General features: G+C 73.9%; 11 protein-coding genes and 2 pseudogenes. 9 read left to right on the forward strand and 4 right to left on the reverse strand.

All coding sequences use genetic code 11. The features are described 5' to 3' along the window. Positions 1-65: 65 nt before the first annotated feature. From Q3Y56_RS01305 to Q3Y56_RS01315, 3 genes are read right to left on the reverse strand one after another with little or no spacing between them, the layout of a single operon-like run. Positions 66-1,241 (reverse strand): acyl-CoA dehydrogenase family protein, encoded by a 1,176-nt coding sequence (locus tag Q3Y56_RS01305; protein ID WP_304460146.1) that lies wholly within the window; start codon positions 1,239-1,241, stop codon positions 66-68. Next, positions 1,238-2,425, reverse strand: coding sequence for an acyl-CoA dehydrogenase family protein (locus tag Q3Y56_RS01310; protein WP_304460147.1), 1,188 nt, complete (start codon positions 2,423-2,425; stop codon positions 1,238-1,240). Before Q3Y56_RS01310 ends, Q3Y56_RS01305 begins: the two co-directional genes overlap by 4 nt. Then, positions 2,422-3,504: an NADPH:quinone oxidoreductase family protein gene (locus Q3Y56_RS01315; RefSeq protein WP_304460148.1), complete on the reverse strand. Its 1,083-nt coding sequence runs from the start codon at positions 3,502-3,504 to the stop codon at positions 2,422-2,424. The genes Q3Y56_RS01310 and Q3Y56_RS01315 overlap by 4 nt, the downstream gene beginning before the upstream one ends. Before the next feature lie 285 nt (positions 3,505-3,789). On the opposite strand from Q3Y56_RS01315, the gene egtA reads away from it, so the two are divergent. From egtA to egtD, 4 genes and pseudogenes are all read left to right on the forward strand, one after another. Further along, complete coding sequence (gene egtA / locus Q3Y56_RS01320; protein ID WP_304460149.1) at positions 3,790-5,115, forward strand: ergothioneine biosynthesis glutamate--cysteine ligase EgtA; 1,326 nt, start codon at positions 3,790-3,792, stop codon at positions 5,113-5,115. Further along, entirely contained in the window at positions 5,112-6,473 is a 1,362-nt protein-coding gene (gene egtB, locus Q3Y56_RS01325) for an ergothioneine biosynthesis protein EgtB (protein ID WP_304460150.1), read from the forward strand. The genes egtA and egtB overlap by 4 nt, the downstream gene beginning before the upstream one ends. Before the next feature lie 61 nt (positions 6,474-6,534). Then, positions 6,535-7,316 (forward strand): annotated as a pseudogene (egtC, locus tag Q3Y56_RS01330) (ergothioneine biosynthesis protein EgtC). Further along, on the forward strand, positions 7,313-8,290 hold the full coding sequence (egtD, locus tag Q3Y56_RS01335; RefSeq protein WP_304460151.1) for an L-histidine N(alpha)-methyltransferase: 978 nt from the start codon (positions 7,313-7,315) through the stop codon (positions 8,288-8,290). The pseudogene egtC and the gene egtD overlap by 4 nt, the downstream one beginning before the upstream one ends. Here the strand turns inward: egtD and Q3Y56_RS01340 are convergent. Then, positions 8,270-9,424, reverse strand: a complete 1,155-nt coding sequence (locus tag Q3Y56_RS01340; protein WP_304460152.1) for a LacI family DNA-binding transcriptional regulator — start codon at positions 9,422-9,424, stop codon at positions 8,270-8,272. The genes egtD and Q3Y56_RS01340 overlap by 21 nt on opposite strands. A 150-nt stretch (positions 9,425-9,574) precedes the next feature. Here Q3Y56_RS01340 and Q3Y56_RS01345 point away from each other — a divergent pair, with 150 nt between their 5' ends. The 5 genes and pseudogenes from Q3Y56_RS01345 (at position 9,575) to Q3Y56_RS01365 (ending at position 16,361) form a co-directional block, all read left to right on the forward strand. After that, positions 9,575-10,870 (forward strand): ABC transporter substrate-binding protein, encoded by a 1,296-nt coding sequence (locus Q3Y56_RS01345; protein ID WP_304460153.1) that lies wholly within the window; start codon positions 9,575-9,577, stop codon positions 10,868-10,870. Then, positions 10,870-11,811, forward strand: a complete 942-nt coding sequence (locus Q3Y56_RS01350; protein ID WP_304460154.1) for a carbohydrate ABC transporter permease — start codon at positions 10,870-10,872, stop codon at positions 11,809-11,811. The genes Q3Y56_RS01345 and Q3Y56_RS01350 overlap by 1 nt, the downstream gene beginning before the upstream one ends. Beyond that, positions 11,808-12,638, forward strand: coding sequence for a carbohydrate ABC transporter permease (locus tag Q3Y56_RS01355; RefSeq protein ID WP_304460155.1), 831 nt, complete (start codon positions 11,808-11,810; stop codon positions 12,636-12,638). Before Q3Y56_RS01350 ends, Q3Y56_RS01355 begins: the two co-directional genes overlap by 4 nt. A 57-nt stretch (positions 12,639-12,695) precedes the next feature. After that, a pseudogene (locus Q3Y56_RS01360) lies at positions 12,696-13,918 on the forward strand (glycosyl hydrolase). A 316-nt stretch (positions 13,919-14,234) separates the two neighbouring features. Continuing rightward, positions 14,235-16,361: an endo-beta-N-acetylglucosaminidase gene (locus Q3Y56_RS01365; RefSeq protein ID WP_304460156.1), complete on the forward strand. Its 2,127-nt coding sequence runs from the start codon at positions 14,235-14,237 to the stop codon at positions 16,359-16,361. The last annotated feature ends 5 nt before the right edge of the window (positions 16,362-16,366 follow it).

Raw genomic sequence — 16,366 nt, forward strand, 5'->3', positions numbered from 1 at the left:
CATTCGCAATTACGGTCGCCATTAAACCGCACGTCAGGGGGTGGGCATGCCGCGGCCCCGGTGTTTCAGCTGGTGGGAGCGGGGAGGCCGACGAGGTCGGCCAGCCGGGCGCGGTGCCGTCCCGGGGTGCCCAGGGCGATCTCCGCGCTCTTGGCGCGCTTGAGGTACAGGTGCGCGGGGTGCTCCCAGGTCATGCCGATGCCGCCGTGCAGTTGGACGCACTCGTGGGCCGCGTGGACCGCGGCCTGGGCGGCGTAGGCCTGGGCGACGGAGACCGCGACGGGCGCGTCGGAGCCGGTGGCGAGCGCGTCGGCGGCGTGCCGGGCGGTGGCGCGCGCGGTGACCAGTTCCAGCCACAGAGCCGCCATCCGGTGCTTGAGCGCCTGGAAGGAGCCGACGGGTCGGCCGAACTGGGTGCGCTGGGTGGTGTGCCGCACCGTCTCGGCCAGGCACCACTCCGCGATGCCGAGTTGTTCGGAGGCGAGCAGCCCGGCGCCGGTGAGCAGCGCGCGGCCGACGGCGGTGCGGGACCGGGCGGTGTCGGCCAGGCGGCGTCCGGCGGCTCGGTCGAAGGTGACGGCGGCGATCGGCCGGGTGAGGTCGAGGGAGGTGGCGGGGGTGATCCGTACACCGTCGGCGGCCGCGTCGACGGCGTACAGTCCGTCGTCGGTCGGGACGAGCAACACGTCAGCGCCCGCGGCTCCGGCCACACCGGTGACCCGGCCGCGCAGGGTGCCGTCGGCGTCGGCGGCCACGGTGGCCGGCAGCCCGGCGTGCGGCCCCGCCTCCGCTCCGGCGCCTGGTCCGGCGTCCGGCCCGGTGTACGGCGCGGTGTCCGGCCCGGTGGAGAACGGCAGCGCGAGCGCCACGACGCTCTCCCCCGCCGCGAGCGCGGCAAGCGCTTCCCGTACGGCGGGTTGTGCGGTGTCGCAGCCGAGCAGCGCCTCGGCCGCGAGGACGGCACTGGTCAGGAAGGGCACGGGGGCGGCGGCCCGGCCGAGCTCTTCCAGGACGACCGCCGTCTCGCGCGCGGTGCCGCCCTGGCCGCCGAGCGCTTCGGGCACCAGCAGCCCGGCGACGCCCATGGCGGAAAGCGCCTGCCACAGCCGCTCGTCGTAGGGGCGGCCGGACTCGGCCGCCGCGAGCGCGGCGGACGGCGGGCAGCGGTGGTCGAGCAGGGACCGCACGGCCGCGCGCAGATCCTCCTCGGCCTCGGAGTACAGCAGGTCCGGTGCGCTCATCGCGGCAGATCCTTCCAGGCGACGTCCTTGTCCGTGCGCGGCTCCGGTGGCAGGCCGAGGACGCGTTCGGCGATGATGTTCAGCAGCACCTCCGACGTACCGCCTTCGATGGAGTTGCCCTTGGCCCGCAGGTAGCGGTACCCCGCCTCGCGGCCGGTGAAATCGACGAGTTCCGGGCGGCGCAGGGTCCAGTCGTCGTAACCGAGGCCCTCCTCCCCGAGGAGTTCGACTTCCAGGCCGCTGATCTCCTGGTTGAGCCGGGCGAAGGCGAGCTTCATGGCCGACCCCTCGGGGCCGGGCTGGCCGAGCGCGAGTTGCTGGCCCAGTCGCAGCCCGGCGAGGCGGGCAGCCTCGGCGTCGACCCACAGGCGCAGCAGCCGCTGGTGCAGGTCGTGGGTGCGCAACTCCGGCCTGTCGCGCCAGGTTTCGGCGACCAGGCCGATCATGCCGCCTTCCCGCGGGGCGCTGCCGCCGCCGATGGCGACGCGCTCGTTCATCAGGGTGGTCTGGGCGACGCGCCAGCCGTCGCCGACCTCGCCGAGGCGTGCGCTGTCGGGGATCCGTACGCCGGTGAGGAAGACCTCGTTGAACTCGGCCTCGCCGGTGATCTGGCGCAGCGGCCTGACCTCGACGCCGGGGTCGGTCATGTCGCAGACGAAGTAGGTGATGCCGCGGTGCTTGGGCTGGTCGGGGTCGGTGCGGGCGATGAGGATGGCCCAGCGGGCGAGGTGCGCGCTGGAGGTCCAGACCTTCTGGCCGTCGACGACCCAGTTCTCGCCGTCGCGGACGGCGCGGGTGCCGAGCGCGGCCAGGTCGGAGCCGGCGCCCGGTTCGCTGAACAGCTGGCACCACACCTCCTCGCCGGTCCACAGCGGGCGCAGCAGGCGCCGGCGCTGTGCCTCGGTGCCGAAGCCGAGGATGGTCGGGGCCGCCATGCCCAGGCCGATGCCGATGCGCCGGGGGTCGTTGTCGGGGGCGTCCGCGGCCTCCAGTTCGGCGTCCACGACGGCTTGCAGCGAGCGTGGCGCGTCCAGCCCGCCGAGCCCGACGGGGTAGTGCACCCAGGCGAGGCCGGCGTCGAACCGGGCGCGCAGGAAGTCGAGTCGGTCGGTGGTGGCGGGCGGGTGCGCGGCCAGCAGGTCGGCGACCCGACGGCGCAGGTCCGCGGCGTCGACGGTGCTCATCGGGCTTCCCCTTCCCCGCGCGTGCCGCCGCCGGCTGCCCCTGCCCCACGTTCCTCGCGCGTGTCGACCACGCCTTCCTTCCGCGTGTCGGCCACGAGTCCCGGTACGACGACGACGCGCCCGGTCGTGGCGCCGTCGGCCACCCGTTGGACGGCGTCGGCGGCCCCGGCCAGCGGGACGCGTTCGCTGACCAGCGGTGAGACGGCGCCCTGGGCGGCGAGTTTCGTCAGCTCGTCGTGGCAGGCGCGCACGGCGGCCGGGTCGTGGGTGTTGTACAGGCCCCAATGCAGGCCGAGGATCGCGTAGTTCTTGATGAGGGCGTGGTTCAGGGCCGCGCTGGGGATGACGCCACTGGCGAATCCGACGACCACGATCCGGCCTTCGAACGCGACGCACTTGGTGGACTGGGTGAAGGCGTCGCCGCCGACGGGGTCGTAGACGACGTCGGCGCCGCGGCCCGCGGTCGCCTCCTTCACGGCCGCGACGACGTCGTCGGCGCGGCGGTCGATCACCACGTCGCAGCCCAGTTCCCGGGCGGTACGCGCCTTGTCCTGGCCGCCGACGACGCCGATGACGGTGGCCCCGGCCGCCTTGCCGAGCTGGACGGCGGCGCTGCCGACCCCGCCCGCGGCGGCGTGCACCAGCAGGGTCTCGCCCGCTTGCAGCCGCGCCCTGCGATGGAGTCCGAACCAGCCGGTCTGGTAGCCGATGTGCAGGGCGGCGGTCTGGGCGTCGTCCAGACTGTCGGGGGCGGGCAGGACCGCGGCCGCGGGCACGACCGTGTGTTCGGCGAAGCCGCCCGCCGGGAGGGCCGCGGTGGCCAGGACGCGGGCGCCGGCCCGGGCGCGGACGCCGTCGCCCGCGGCGAGGACCTCGCCGCACAGTTCCACCCCGGGGGTGAACGGCAGCGGCGGCCGTACCTGGTACCGGCCGCGGCACAGCAGCGCGTCGGGGAAGTTGACGCCCGCGGCCCGGACCCGCAGCAGCAGCTCGCCCGGTCCTGCGACCGGTTCCGGCACTTCCTCCAGGCGCATCACCTCGCGCGGCTCGCCGTTCCGGTGCACTCGCCATGCCTGCATGCGGTGGCCTCCCACAGGTGTCGTGAGGTCGGGCGCGGTCCCGCCCTCGCGGCATACTAAGCGGTCGGTCGGCGGTGAGGGAACCGTATCCGGCGGACCGACGTGCCGGACCCGGTCGACTCCCCGCACGGGGCCGTACGCGGGGCGTGACCGGGCCACTCTGCGCACAGTGAACTCTTGTGTAACTCTGTAGGCACCCTTGAGCCCGGTGACCTGAGCACGTTAGGTGGACGGCGGCATACCGGTCCGTGTCACGACGGGCCGGTCACCGCGACGGGACAGGAGATGACAGCTGTGCCCGAACACAAGGCGACCGAGCAGGAGACGATCACCGAGGCGGAGGCCGAGCTCGAGGCCCATCTGCGCGGGATCTGCTTCAAGAACGGCCCCCCGCGGCTCATCGGAGTCGAGCTCGAGTGGCTCGTCCACGACCTGAACGACCCGGCGACCCCCGTCGCCCCGGCCCGGCTCGACGCCGCGGCCACCGCACTGCGCGGGCTGCCCCTGCGGTCCGCCCTCACCTTCGAACCCGGCGGCCAGGTGGAGCTCAGCTCCCGGCCCGCGGACTCCCTGACCGCGTGCATCGAGTCGACCGCCGCCGATCTCGCCCTCGTACGCGGTCTCCTCGCCGGATCGGGCCTGGGGATCACCGGGCACGGCCACAACCCCTGGCACCCGCCGCGCCGGTTCCTCACCGACCACCGCTACACCGCCATGGAGCGGTACCTCGACCGCTTCGGCCCGGCCGGGCGCTCCATGATGTGCCGTACGGCCTCGGTGCAGGTGTGCGTCGACGCCGGACACGCCGAACCCGGGCCGCTGGGCACCGGACGGCGCTGGCACCTGGCCCATCTGCTGGGCGCCGTGCTGTGCGCGGCGTTCGCCAACTCGCCGCTGAGCGAGGGCGCCCCGACCGGCTACCGCTCCACCCGGCAGGCCCTGTGGGCCGCGATGGACCCGGGCCGGACGCTCGCGCCGCCCGGCGGCCCGGATCCGCGCGCGTCCTGGGCGGGCTACGTGCTGGACGCGCCGGTGATGTGCATCCGGTCCGAGGACGGGCCGTGGCAGGTGCCCGAGGGCCTGACCTTCCGCGACTGGGTCCGCACCGGGCTGCCCCGCAGACCCACCCGTGAGGACCTCGACTACCACATCACCACGCTGTTCCCGCCCGTCCGGCCCCGCGGCCACCTCGAACTGCGCATGATCGACGCCCAGGCCGGAGACGCGGGCTGGATCGTGCCGCTCGCCGTCACGGTGGCGCTGTTCGACGACCCCCAGGCCGCCGAGACGGCCTACCGCACGGTGAAGCCGCTCGCGGAGACCGCCGGGCAGCGGCCCGCGCCGCGCAACCCGCTGTGGCGGAGGGCCGCCAGAGACGCCCTCACCGACCCCGAACTGCACGCCGCGGCCGTGCAGTGCTTCGCCGCGGCCCAGGAGGCGCTGCCCCGGCTCGGCGCCTCCCCCGCCGTCACCGACGCCGTCGCCGCCTTCACCGACCGGTACGTCGCCCGCGGCCGATGTCCCGCCGACGATCTGCTCGACCACGCCGGTACGGAGGTCCGCACCGCTTCCGGGGCCCCTGCCCCCACCGGGAAGGAGCACCAGCCATGACCGCCCCCGGCTTCCCCCGCCGCGCCGGCTCCGCCGGCGCGCTCGCCGGACCCGAGCCCGAGTTGCTGCGGCGCCGCGCCGAGCAGGCGCTGCGCACCGCCCGGGACCGCACCCGCGCCCTCACCGGCTGCGTGGACGACCACGACCTGACCGCCCAGCACTCCCCCCTGATGTCACCGCTCGTCTGGGATCTCGCCCACATCGGCAACCAGGAGGAGCAGTGGCTCCTGCGCGCCGTCGGCGGGCTCGACGCGCTGCGTCCCGAGATCGACTCGGTCTACGACGCGTTCGAGCACCCGCGCGCCGAGCGCCCCGCGCTGCCGCTGCTGCCGCCCGCCGAGGCGCGCCGCTACGTGGCCGACGTACGCGGGCGCGCCCTGGACGTGCTGGAGCGCAGCCCCCTGCGGGGCGCCCCGCTGGTCGACGCGGGCTTCGCCTTCGGCATGATCGCGCAGCACGAGCAGCAGCACGACGAGACGATGCTCATCACCCATCAGCTCCGCCGCGGCCCGGCCGTGCTGACCGCGCCCGAACCGCCCTCGGACCCCGGTGCCGGCCTCCTGCCGACCGAAGTGCTCGTCCCCGCCGGGCCGTTCACCATGGGCACCTCCACCGAGCCGTGGGCCCTGGACAACGAGCGCCCCGCGCACCGCCGCCTGCTGCCCGCGTTCTTCATCGACACCGTGCCGGTCGGCAACGGCGCGTACCTCCGGTTCATCGAGGACGGCGGCTACCGCGAGCCGCGCTGGTGGACCGAGGCGGGCTGGGACCACGTGCGGCGGCACGACCTGAGCGCCCCCCTGTTCTGGCGGCGCGAGGGCGGCCAGTGGCTACGCCGGCGGTTCGGGGTGACCGAGCCCGTACCGATGGGCGAACCGGTCCTGCACGTCAGCTGGTACGAGGCCGACGCCTACGCCCGCTGGGCCGGGCGCCGGCTGCCGACCGAGGCGGAGTGGGAGAAGGCCGCCCGGTACGACCCGGAAAGCGACCGGTCCCGCCGCTACCCCTGGGGCGACGCGGACCCGGCGCCCGAGCACGCCAACCTCGGCCAGCGGCACCTGCGGCCCGCGCCCGTCGGCAGCTATCCGGACGGCGCGTCACCGCTGGGTGTGCGGCAGCTGATCGGCGACGTGTGGGAGTGGACGGCGAGCGACTTCCTGCCGTATCCCGGGTTCGCGGCGTTCCCGTACCGGGAGTACTCGGAGGTGTTCTTCGGCGGCACGTACAAGGTGCTGCGCGGCGGCTCCTTCGGCGTCGACCCGGTCGCCTGCCGGGGCACCTTCCGCAACTGGGACCTGCCGATCCGGCGGCAGATCTTCTCGGGGTTCCGCACCGCACGCGACCCGGAGGACGCGTGATGGCCGCGCCGCCGGTACCCGTCGCGGCAGGGCCGCGGACCACCGGGACGAGGTGGTCGTGATGTGCCGCCACGTGGCCTATCTCGGCCCTTCCGTCCCGATCGGCGAGGTCCTCGTCCGGCCGCCGCACGCGCTGTACCGGCAGTCCTGGGCCCCCGCAGGCAGGCGCACGGCACCGTCAACGCCGACGGCTTCGGCGTCGGCTGGTACGCGCCGGGCGACCCCGTACCCGCCCGCTACCGGCGCGCCGGGCCGATCTGGGCCGACCGGTCCTTCGCCGATCTCGCACGCGTCGTGCGGACGGGCGCGCTGCTCGGCGCGGTGCGGGACGCCACCGCCGCCGATCCGGACGGGGAGGCCGCCGCCGCGCCGTTCGGCACGGGCGACTGGCTGTTCAGCCACAACGGGGCGGTGTGCGGCTGGCCGCACGCACCGGCCCGGCTCGCCGCCGGGCTGCCGCCCGGCGACCTGCTGACCCTGGAGGCGCGCTGCGACGCGGCGCTGGTGTGGGCGCTGGTGCTGCGCCGGCTGCGCGACGGCTACGAGGAGCCCGCGGCGCTCGCCGAGACGGTCCTGGCGCTCGCGGCGGCCGCGCCCGGTTCGCGCCTGAACCTGCTGCTCACCGACGGCGCGACGATCAGCGCGACCGCCTGGGGCGACACCCTCTGGTACCGCGCGGAGCCCGGCCCCGACTCCGGCCCCGACCCCGGTCGGGCAAGCGTCGTCGTCGCCTCGGAACCGTACGACGACGATCCGCTCTGGACGGAAGTTCCCGACAAGACCCTGCTCACCGCCAGCCGCACGGAAGTCCTTCTCACCCCGCTCAAGGAGCCCTCAGCGTGAGCCCGTACCAGCTGTCCCGCACCCTTCCCCCCGACGCCACCGCCGCTGCCCTGCGCGCCGACGTCTCCCATGGGCTGACCAGCTCCCCCAAGCAGCTGCCGCCCAAGTGGTTCTACGACGCGCGCGGCAGCGAGCTGTTCGAGCGGATCACCGAGCTGCCCGAGTACTACCCGACCCGCGCGGAACGGGAGATCCTGATCGAGCGGTCCGCCGAGATCGCGTCCCTCACCCAGGCCCGTACGCTGGTGGAGCTGGGCTCCGGCTCCTCGGCGAAGACCCGCCATCTGATCAGCGCGCTGCTGCCGGAGCTGGCGGTGTACGTCCCGGTGGACGTCAGCGAAAGCGCCCTGGACCAGGCGGGTCACGCGCTGGTGGCCGAGCACCCCGGCCTGGCCGTGCACGCCCTGCTCGCCGACTTCCAGGCCGGTCTCGCCCTCCCCGAGACCGTCCCCGAGCCGCCCGGCCCCCGGCTGGTGGCCTTCCTCGGCGGGACGATCGGCAACCTGCTGCCCGCCGAACGGGCCGGTTTCTACGCCTCCGTGGCCGAACTCCTCTCCCCGGGCGACGCGCTGCTGCTCGGCACCGACCTGGTCAAGGACGAGGCCACGCTGGTGGCGGCGTACGACGACGCGCAGGGCGTCACGGCGGCGTTCAACAAGAACGTGCTGTCGGTGCTGAACCGGGAGCTGGAGGCCGACTTCGACCCCGCCGACTTCGACCATGTCGCGCTGTGGGACAGCGAACACGAGTGGATCGAGATGCGGCTGCGGGCGCGCACCGAGCTCACCGTGAAGGTCCCGGCGCTGGATCTGGCGGTGCACTTCGCCGCCGGGGAGGAACTGCGCACCGAGGTGTCCGCGAAGTTCCGCTGGGAACGCGTGCGGGCCGAACTCGCCGCCGCCGAGCTGGATCTGCGGCAGTGGTGGACCGACGGCGCGGGCCGCTTCGCGCTGTCACTGGCGGTCCGGATGTGAACCGGGCGGCCCGGCGGTGCTGCCCCGGGGGACCAGCCGCGGCAGGTCGTCCTGGATCCGCACCGCCGGGCCGCCGTCCAGCAGCGCGATGAGCAGTTCGGCGGCGCGCCGGCCGAAGGCCGCGGTGTCGCGGACCAGCGCGGTGAGGGAGGGGTGGGTGCTGCGGCACAGCACCGAGTCGTCCCAGGCCACGATGGACAGGTCGGCCGGGACCGCCAGGCCCCGTTCGGCGGCGGCGGCCAGCCCGGCGACCGCCATCACGTCGTTGTCGTAGACGATGGCGGTGGGCGGCCGGTTCTCGGCCAGCACCCGGCGGGTCGCCTCGGCGCCCTGGGCGTCGGAGTAGTCGGTGGGCACCGAGCGCACGTCGGCGAGCCCGCGGCGGGCGGCCTCGGCGCGCAGGGAGTCCATCCGGCGGCGGGTGTGGGTGAGTTCGGGCAGCCCCGCGATGTGCACGATGCGGCGGTGGCCGAGGGCGTGCAGATGGCCGACGATGGACGCCATCGCACCGGCGTCGTCCGCCCAGAGGTTGGAGATGGCGGGGCGCCCCGGGGCCGCGCCTGCAGTGGAACTCGGGCCCTGGTCCGGGCTCGGGTCCTGGTCCGGGCTCGGGTCTTGTTCCGGGGTCAAGCCCTGGTCGGGACCGGGCTCCTCGTTCAGCGAGCCGATCACCACCGCGGGGAGACCGAGTTCGTCGAGCAGGTCCGGCCGCGGGTCGTCGCGGCGCGGATCGACGACGAGGAGCCCGTCGACCCGGTGCTCCGCCCACCACCGGCGGTAGACCGCGGCCTCGGCGTCCATGTCCTCCACCACCTGGAGGAGCAGTCCCAGCCGCCGGTGCGAAAGCGCTTCCTGAATGCCGGAGACGAGGTGCAGGAAGAACGACTCGACGCCCAGGGTGCGCGCGGGACGGGCCAGCACCAGGCCCACGGTGGCGGAGCCCTCGCCGGACAGCGCCCGCGCCGCCGTGCTCGGCTGCCAGCCGAGCTGCTCGGCGACCCTGCGCACCCGGGCGCGGGTGGCCGGCGAGACTCCGGGTCGGCCGTTCAGCGCGAAGGACACCGCGCTCTCCGACACCCCGGCGCGGCGCGCGATGTCCTTCATGGTCGGGCGTCGGGCCGGGGTCCGGCGCATGGTTCCTCCCGGAGTGGTGCGTGCGCTAAAGCGCTTGAGCGTCAACAGACTAAAGCGCATGAGTGTGTTGGCGGAACCCTTGACGCAACACGCCGTAAAGGTGCAGCTTTTTGAGCGGCCCCGCTGGACCGATCGAAGGAGCTCGCAGCCATGCGCATGTCCTGGAGATCCGTTGCCGCCGCCCTTCCCCTTGTCCTCTCGGCCGTCACGCTCACCGCGTGCGGCGGATCCGGCGACGGCGGCGGCAGCAGCGCGGACGGGAAGATCGAAGGCGACATCACCTTCCAGACCTGGAATCTGCGGGCGAACTTCAAGGACTACTTCAACGGCCTCATCGAGGAATTCGAGACGAAGTACCCGGACGTCCACGTCACATGGCGGGACCAGCCCGGCGAGAACTACGCGGAGAAGCTCAGCGCCGACGCCGGTGCGGGCGCCCTGCCCGATGTCGTCAATGTCTCGCCCGACCTGTCGTATCCCCTGGCCAAGGCCGGGCTGCTGATGAATCTGGACAAGGAGCGGGCCAGTAACAGGTTCAAAGGGGAGTACACCCCGGAGGCGTGGCAGGGCACCGCGTTGCCCGGCCTGGACGGCAGTTACGCCTTCCCCTGGTATCTGAACACCGGGCCGCTGTTCTACAACAAGGCGCTGTTCAGGAAGGCCGGCCTCGACCCGGAGAAGCCGCCGCGGACGTTCGACGAGCTGTTCGCCGCCGCCAACGAGATGGCCGAGGCGTCCGACGGGAAGATCGCCACCCTGGCGGGCACGCCGGCCGTCGAGGACTTCGGCCGCTACGGCGTACGGCTGGTCAACGACGACGCGACGGAGTTCACGTACAACGAGCCCAAGGGCGTCGAGCTGCTGACCCGGTACAAGGAGCTGTACGACAACGGCGGTCTGGACTCCCAGGTGCTGACGATGACTCCGGAGAAGGCCGGGCAGAAGTTCCTGTCCCAGAAGGTCGCGATGAATCCGGGCAGCGCCCACGACCTGGAGACCTTCAAACGGGACGCGCCGAGCCTGTACCGGAATCTCGGTATCACGGACACGCCGACCGACAACGGAAAGCCGAACATGTACGTGATGGGCCTGGCGGTCAACGAACGGAGCGGCCATAAGGCGGCGGCCGTCGCGTTCGCGCACTTCGTCACCGATCAGCGGAACCAGGAGTCCTTCGCGCACGAGGTGGCGATCTTTCCGAGCACCAAGGGATCTCTGGAGAAGCCGTACTGGTCGAAGGACGACGGCACCGACGAGGGCCGGGTCCGGGTGGCGGCCGCGAGAATGCTGAAAGGCGCGGTGAATTACACGCCCGTGGTGATGAGCGACGAGATGAAGACGATCCTGCAGAACGAGGTGGCCAAGGCGCTCCAGGGCAAGAAGTCGCCACAGGACGCCCTTGACGACGCCGTGGAGCAGAGCAACAAGCTGCTGCGGCAGAGCTGATGCGGCGCCGCCCCGCCGCGCCGGTGGACAGCGGTCCCGCCACACCCGTGCGCGGCCGCCCCGCCGCGCCGGTGCGCACCCACCGGGCGGCCAGCCCCTGGCTGTTCCTGCTGCCTGGGCTGGCGGTCGTCACCGCCTTCACGCTCTGTCCGTTCCTCACCACCGTCTACCAGGCGTTCACCGACGCCCGGACGCTGTCGGAAGGCCGGTGGGTGGGTCTGGAGAACTTCCGGACCATGCTGGACGACGAGCAGTTCTGGGTGGGGCTGCGCAACAGTCTGCTGTACGTCGCGCTGGTGGTGCCGTTCACCGTGGTCCTGCCGCTGCTGCTGGCGCTGCTGGTGCGGCGGCAGATCCCGGGCGTGTCGTTCTTCCGGTCCGCCTTCTACACCCCGGTGGTGGCCTCCGTCGTCGTGGTCGCGCTGATCTGGGAGTGGGTGCTGGACGACCGGGGCCTGGTCAACGCGCTCCTGGAGTTCTTCGGGGCCGGGCCGGTGAACTTCCTCGGCGACCAGTGGCTGCTGCTGTTCAGCGCCATGGCGCTGACGGTGTGGAAGGGGCTCGGCTACTACATGGTCATCTATCTCGCGGCGCTGGCGAACGTGCCGCGCGAGCTGCACGAGGCCGCCGCCGTCGACGGGGCGGGGGCGGTCCGCCGGTTCGTCCATGTCACCGTGCCCGCGGTCCGGTCGACGATGGTGCTGGTCGGGGCGCTGTCCTCGGTCGCCGCGTGCAAGGTCTTCGCCGAGGTGTATCTGCTGGCCGGGCCCAGCGGCGGCCCCGCGGGGCAGGACACCACGCTGGTCATGCTGGTCCAGCGGGTGGGGACCGGTCTCAACGGCCGGGTCGGCTACGCGTCGGCCATCTCGCTGGTCGTCTTCGCCCTCACCCTGCTGCTGATGCTGGTGGTGCTGCGCGCGGACCGGAAGGAGGAGCGGTGACACGCCCGACCCGCTGGGGGACCGCCATCCGCTATCTGCTGCTGCTCGCGGTCCTGGCGCTGACCGTCGGCCCGTTTCTGTGGCAGCTGTCCACCTCGCTCAAGGGCGGCACGGAGGACATCTACACCTCGCCGCCGCGCCTCCTGCCCGAGGACCCCACCCTGGCCAACTACTCCGGCGTCGCGGACATCGTCCCGGTGTGGGACTACGCGCTGAACTCGCTGAAGGTCGCGGTCACCAACGTCGTCACCAACTGCGTCGGCGCGTCCCTGGCCGGGTACGCCCTCGCCCGGCTGCGGTTCCGCGGCCGCAGAGCCGCCACGCTGGCGTTCGTCGCGGCGCTGCTGGTACCGCTGGAGTCCATCGTCATCGCGCAGTTCACCACCATGCGGGAGCTGGAGCTCAACAACACGCTCATCGCCGTGGTGCTGCCGGGCGCGGTCAGCGCGCTGAACGTGCTGTTGATGCGGAACGCGTTCGCCGCCGTGCCGTACGAGACCGAGGAGGCCGCGGTCATCGACGGCGCGAACGTCTGGCAGCGGTTCACCCGGATCGCGCTGCCGTCCGTCAGGGGCACGCTCGCGGTGGTCGCGATCTTTGCCTTCATGGGGGCGTGGGACGACTTCCTGTGGCCGCTGATCGTGCTCTCCGACTCCGACAAGTTCACTCTGACCGTGGGCCTCACCTATCTGCACGGCACCTTCGCGGGCGACCCCCGGCTGGTCGCGGCGGGCACGATCATCGCCGTCGCCCCGCTGCTCGTGCTGTTCCTCTGCCTCCAGCGGTACTTCTTCCGCGGCGTCGTGGAGGGCGCCGTCAAGGGCTGACCCTGCCGAAAGGGCTGACCGTGCCGACCGTCAGGCCGAGAAGGAAAGGACCTTACGTTGCGTTTCGGCGTCAACTACACCCCCACCCGGGGCTGGTTCCACCACTGGCTGGACTTCGACCTCGACGCGGTCCGCGCCGACCTGGACTCCGTCGCCGCGCTCGGCCTGGACCACGTCCGGGTCTTCCCGCTGTGGCCGCTCTTCCAACCGAACCGGACGCTGATCCGGCCGCGTGCCGTCGACCAGCTCGGCCGACTGGTCGACGCGGCCGCCGAACGCGGGCTGGACGTCGGCGTCGACGGCCTCCAGGGCCACCTGTCGAGCTTCGACTTCGTACCGTCGTGGACCACCACCTGGCACCGCCGCAACCTCTTCACCGACCCGGAGGTGGTCGAGGCCCAGGCCGACTACCTGCGCACGCTCGCGGCGGCGCTGGCCGACCGGCCGAACTTCCTCGGCATGACCGTCGGCAACGAGTTCAACCAGTTCTCCGGCGCCCCGCACCCCGACCCCGACCCGGTCACGCCGGACCAGGCCGGGGCGTGGCTGCGGCGGATGCTGGACGCGTGCGAGCGGGGCGCGCCCGGTCGGCGGCATGTGCACGCCTCGTACGACGTCGCCTGGTACCGGGACGGCCACCCCTTCACCCCGGCGCACTCGGCGGGCATCGGAGCGGTCACCGCCGTGCACTCCTGGGTCTTCAACGGCACCGCCCAGCGGCACGGCGCGGACGGCGCCGCCACCGAGCTGCACGCCGCGTACCTGATCGAGCTGTCGAAGGCGTGGGCGGACGATCCGCACCGGTCCGTCTGGCTCCAGGAGGTCGGCGCCCCCGCCCCGCACATCCCGCCCGACCGAGCGGCGCGTTTCACGGAGGCGACCGTGCGGCACGCGCTGGACTGCCCGGACGTGTGGGGAGTGACGTGGTGGTGCTCGCATGACGTCGACCGTGCACTGGCCGACTTCCCCGAGCTGGAGTACGGCCTGGGCCTGCTCACCAACGACCGGCGCGTCAAGCCCGCCGGGAGGCCATCGCGGCGGTCGTCCGCGCGTACCGGGACCGCCCGCCGCGGCCGGAGCCGCGCACGACGGCGTTGGTGCTGGAGCCGGGGGCGGGGCGGGCGGTGTGCGCGCCGGGCGGCGCGTACTTCGAGGCGTGGATGCGGCTGGCGGGGGCCGGGGGGCGGCCGGCCTGCGTCTTGGCCGAGCGCATCGGCGACGCCGCGTATCTGGCCGCGCGCGGCGTTACGGAGCTGGTCACCCCGGACGGCGTCGGCTAGCCGCATGCGCAGCCGCCCACGGCGGGCCCCTCCCCCACCCCGCCCCTTCCCGATACCGGGGCTCCGCCCCGGACCCCGGGTCCGAGGAGGCCGAGGCCCCGACCCCCTCGGAAGCGCGCTGGGGTCCCCACGCCCGCAGGGGCCTCCCAAGCGCCGGACGGCCGACACTGATGCGGGGCGCTCCGCCAAGGGCCGCCTGGAGGGCGCTGGGGGCCCGGGGGCTTGCCCCGGTTACGGGAAGGGGCGGGGTGGGGGTGAGAGCACCGCGCGCGGCCGTCCCACCCGCACTCGCCAACCCCGAGCAGAGGAGCACCCCGTGAGCGACAGACCCCACGCACACCGCCCGTCGACCGGCCCCGCGCGGCGCGGCCTGCTCGCCGCCGGGGCGGCCACCGCGGCGTTCGGCCTCGCGGCGGGCCGCGCGGCCGCGGTCGGCGCGGCACCGGCACCCGCACCCGCACCCGCACGGACTGCCGCCGACCTCCAGCCGTACGCCTCGTACTGGTTCCCCGGCAGCCTGCCGAGCGGCACCCCGGACCCCGGTGTCGTCTGGCGCAGCCTCAAGGAATGGACGCCCGAGTCCGACGGGGACCTGCCGTACAACACGGCGACCGTGCCCCTGGCCGATCGCTTCGCGCCCGTACCCCCGAACGCCACCGCCCGCGCCGGGCAGGCCCGCGTCCAGGCGCTCGCCGCGTTCGCGCCGACCTCGCGCAACCCCTCCCAGGGCGCGCCGACAGCGGACTGCTACGCGCTCACCCACTGGGCGTACCTCGACGAGCTCGTCTTCTGGGGCGGCTCCTCCGGTGAGGGCCTGATCCTGGCGCCCAACGCGCCCGTGGTGGACGCCGCGCACCGCAACGGGGTGCCGGTCCTGGGCACCGTGTTTCTGCCGCCCGCGGCGTACGGCGGGCAGCTGCGATGGACCCGGGACCTGGTGCGGCGCGGCGCGGACGGCGGGTTCCCGGTCGCGGACAAGCTGATCGCGGTGGCGCGGGCGTACGGGTTCGACGGCTGGTTCGTCAACGCCGAGACCGGCGGCGGGGACGCGGCGCTCGCGGCCGACATGCGCGGCTTCCTGCGCCATCTGCGGGAGCGGTCCGGCGGGCTGCGGGTGACCTGGTACGACTCCATGATCGACACCGGCGCGGTGAGCTGGCAGAACCGGCTCAACGAGCGCAACGCCGACTTCTTCCGGGCGTCCGACAGCATGTTCGTGAACTTCGGCTGGAGCCGGTCGGGGCTGGCCGCCTCCGCCGGGCTGGCCACGGACATGGGCCGCGACCGCTACGAGCTGTGGGCCGGGATCGACACCGAGGCGCGCGGCTGGGACACCCCGGTCGACTGGGACGCGATCGTCCCGCCGGACGGGCCGCACGTGGTGTCGTACGGCTTCTACCGGCCCGAGTGGACCTGGACCGGCCTGCCGTCGGACCAGCGCACGCCCGCCGCCTTCCACGCCCGCGACGACCGGTTCTGGACCGGGCCGTCGCTGGATCCGTCCGCGCCCGACGCAGGCGCGTCCTGGCGGGCGCCCGCGCTCTCCGTCGCCGACCGGTCCACGGTGACCGCGCTGCCGTTCGCGTGCGCCTTCAACACCGGGCACGGGCTGCGCTGGTACGAGCGCGGCAAGGTGCTCTCCGAGACCCCGTGGAACCATCTGGGGCTCCAGGACCGGCTGCCCGGCCGCCGCTGGGTGGTGCGGACCGCGGGCACCCGGCCGCGGGTCGGCTTCGACTTCGCCGACGCGTGGCGCGGCGGCAGCAGTCTGCTGGTGGACGGCGCGCTGGCCGCCCCCGCCACCGTCGAACTGCATGCGGTGCGGCTGCCGCTGTCGGAGGCGACGGTGGTGGAGCTGACGCACCGCGCCGACGCCGGTTCGGCGGCGGTGCGGGTGGAGTTGGCGGTCGCGCTGGAGGAGCCGGGCGCCCCCGGGGAGCCGTACCGGTTCGCCTTCGTACCGGCGGGGACCCTGGCGGCGGGCGACGGTTGGACCTCGGTGACACTGCGGCCGGGGCGGCGGCTGCGGGGCCCGCTCGGCGACCCGCGCACCGTCACGGTCCACGCGCTGGGCGTGCGGCTGACCGCGCCCGGCGGCGGCGCCGTCCGCTGGCGGCTGGGCGCGCTGGCGGTGCGTGACGCCGCCCCCGCCGGCCCGGCGCGTCCGGGTGCGTGCAAGGTGGCGGCGGCGGGGAAGAATGCGGACGGGTCGGCCGCGCTGCGGCTGGTCTGGGGCCGCTCCCCCGGTCCGCTGCGCCACTACGAGTTGTGTCAGGTGCTGCCCGGCGGGGGCCGCCGGTTCCTCGGCGGCACGTGCGGCACCGCCTTCTACGTCCCCGCGCTGCGCCGTACGCGCGGCGAAGCGGTGACCCGGATCGAGGTGCGGGCTGTCGACGAGCTGTTCGCCCCGTCCGCGCCGTCCGTTGCCACGTACACCTGGTAGCCCAC

Origin of the sequence: Streptomyces sp. XD-27, assembly GCF_030553055.1 — a bacterium.
Classification (GTDB): Bacteria; Actinomycetota; Actinomycetes; order Streptomycetales; family Streptomycetaceae; genus Streptomyces.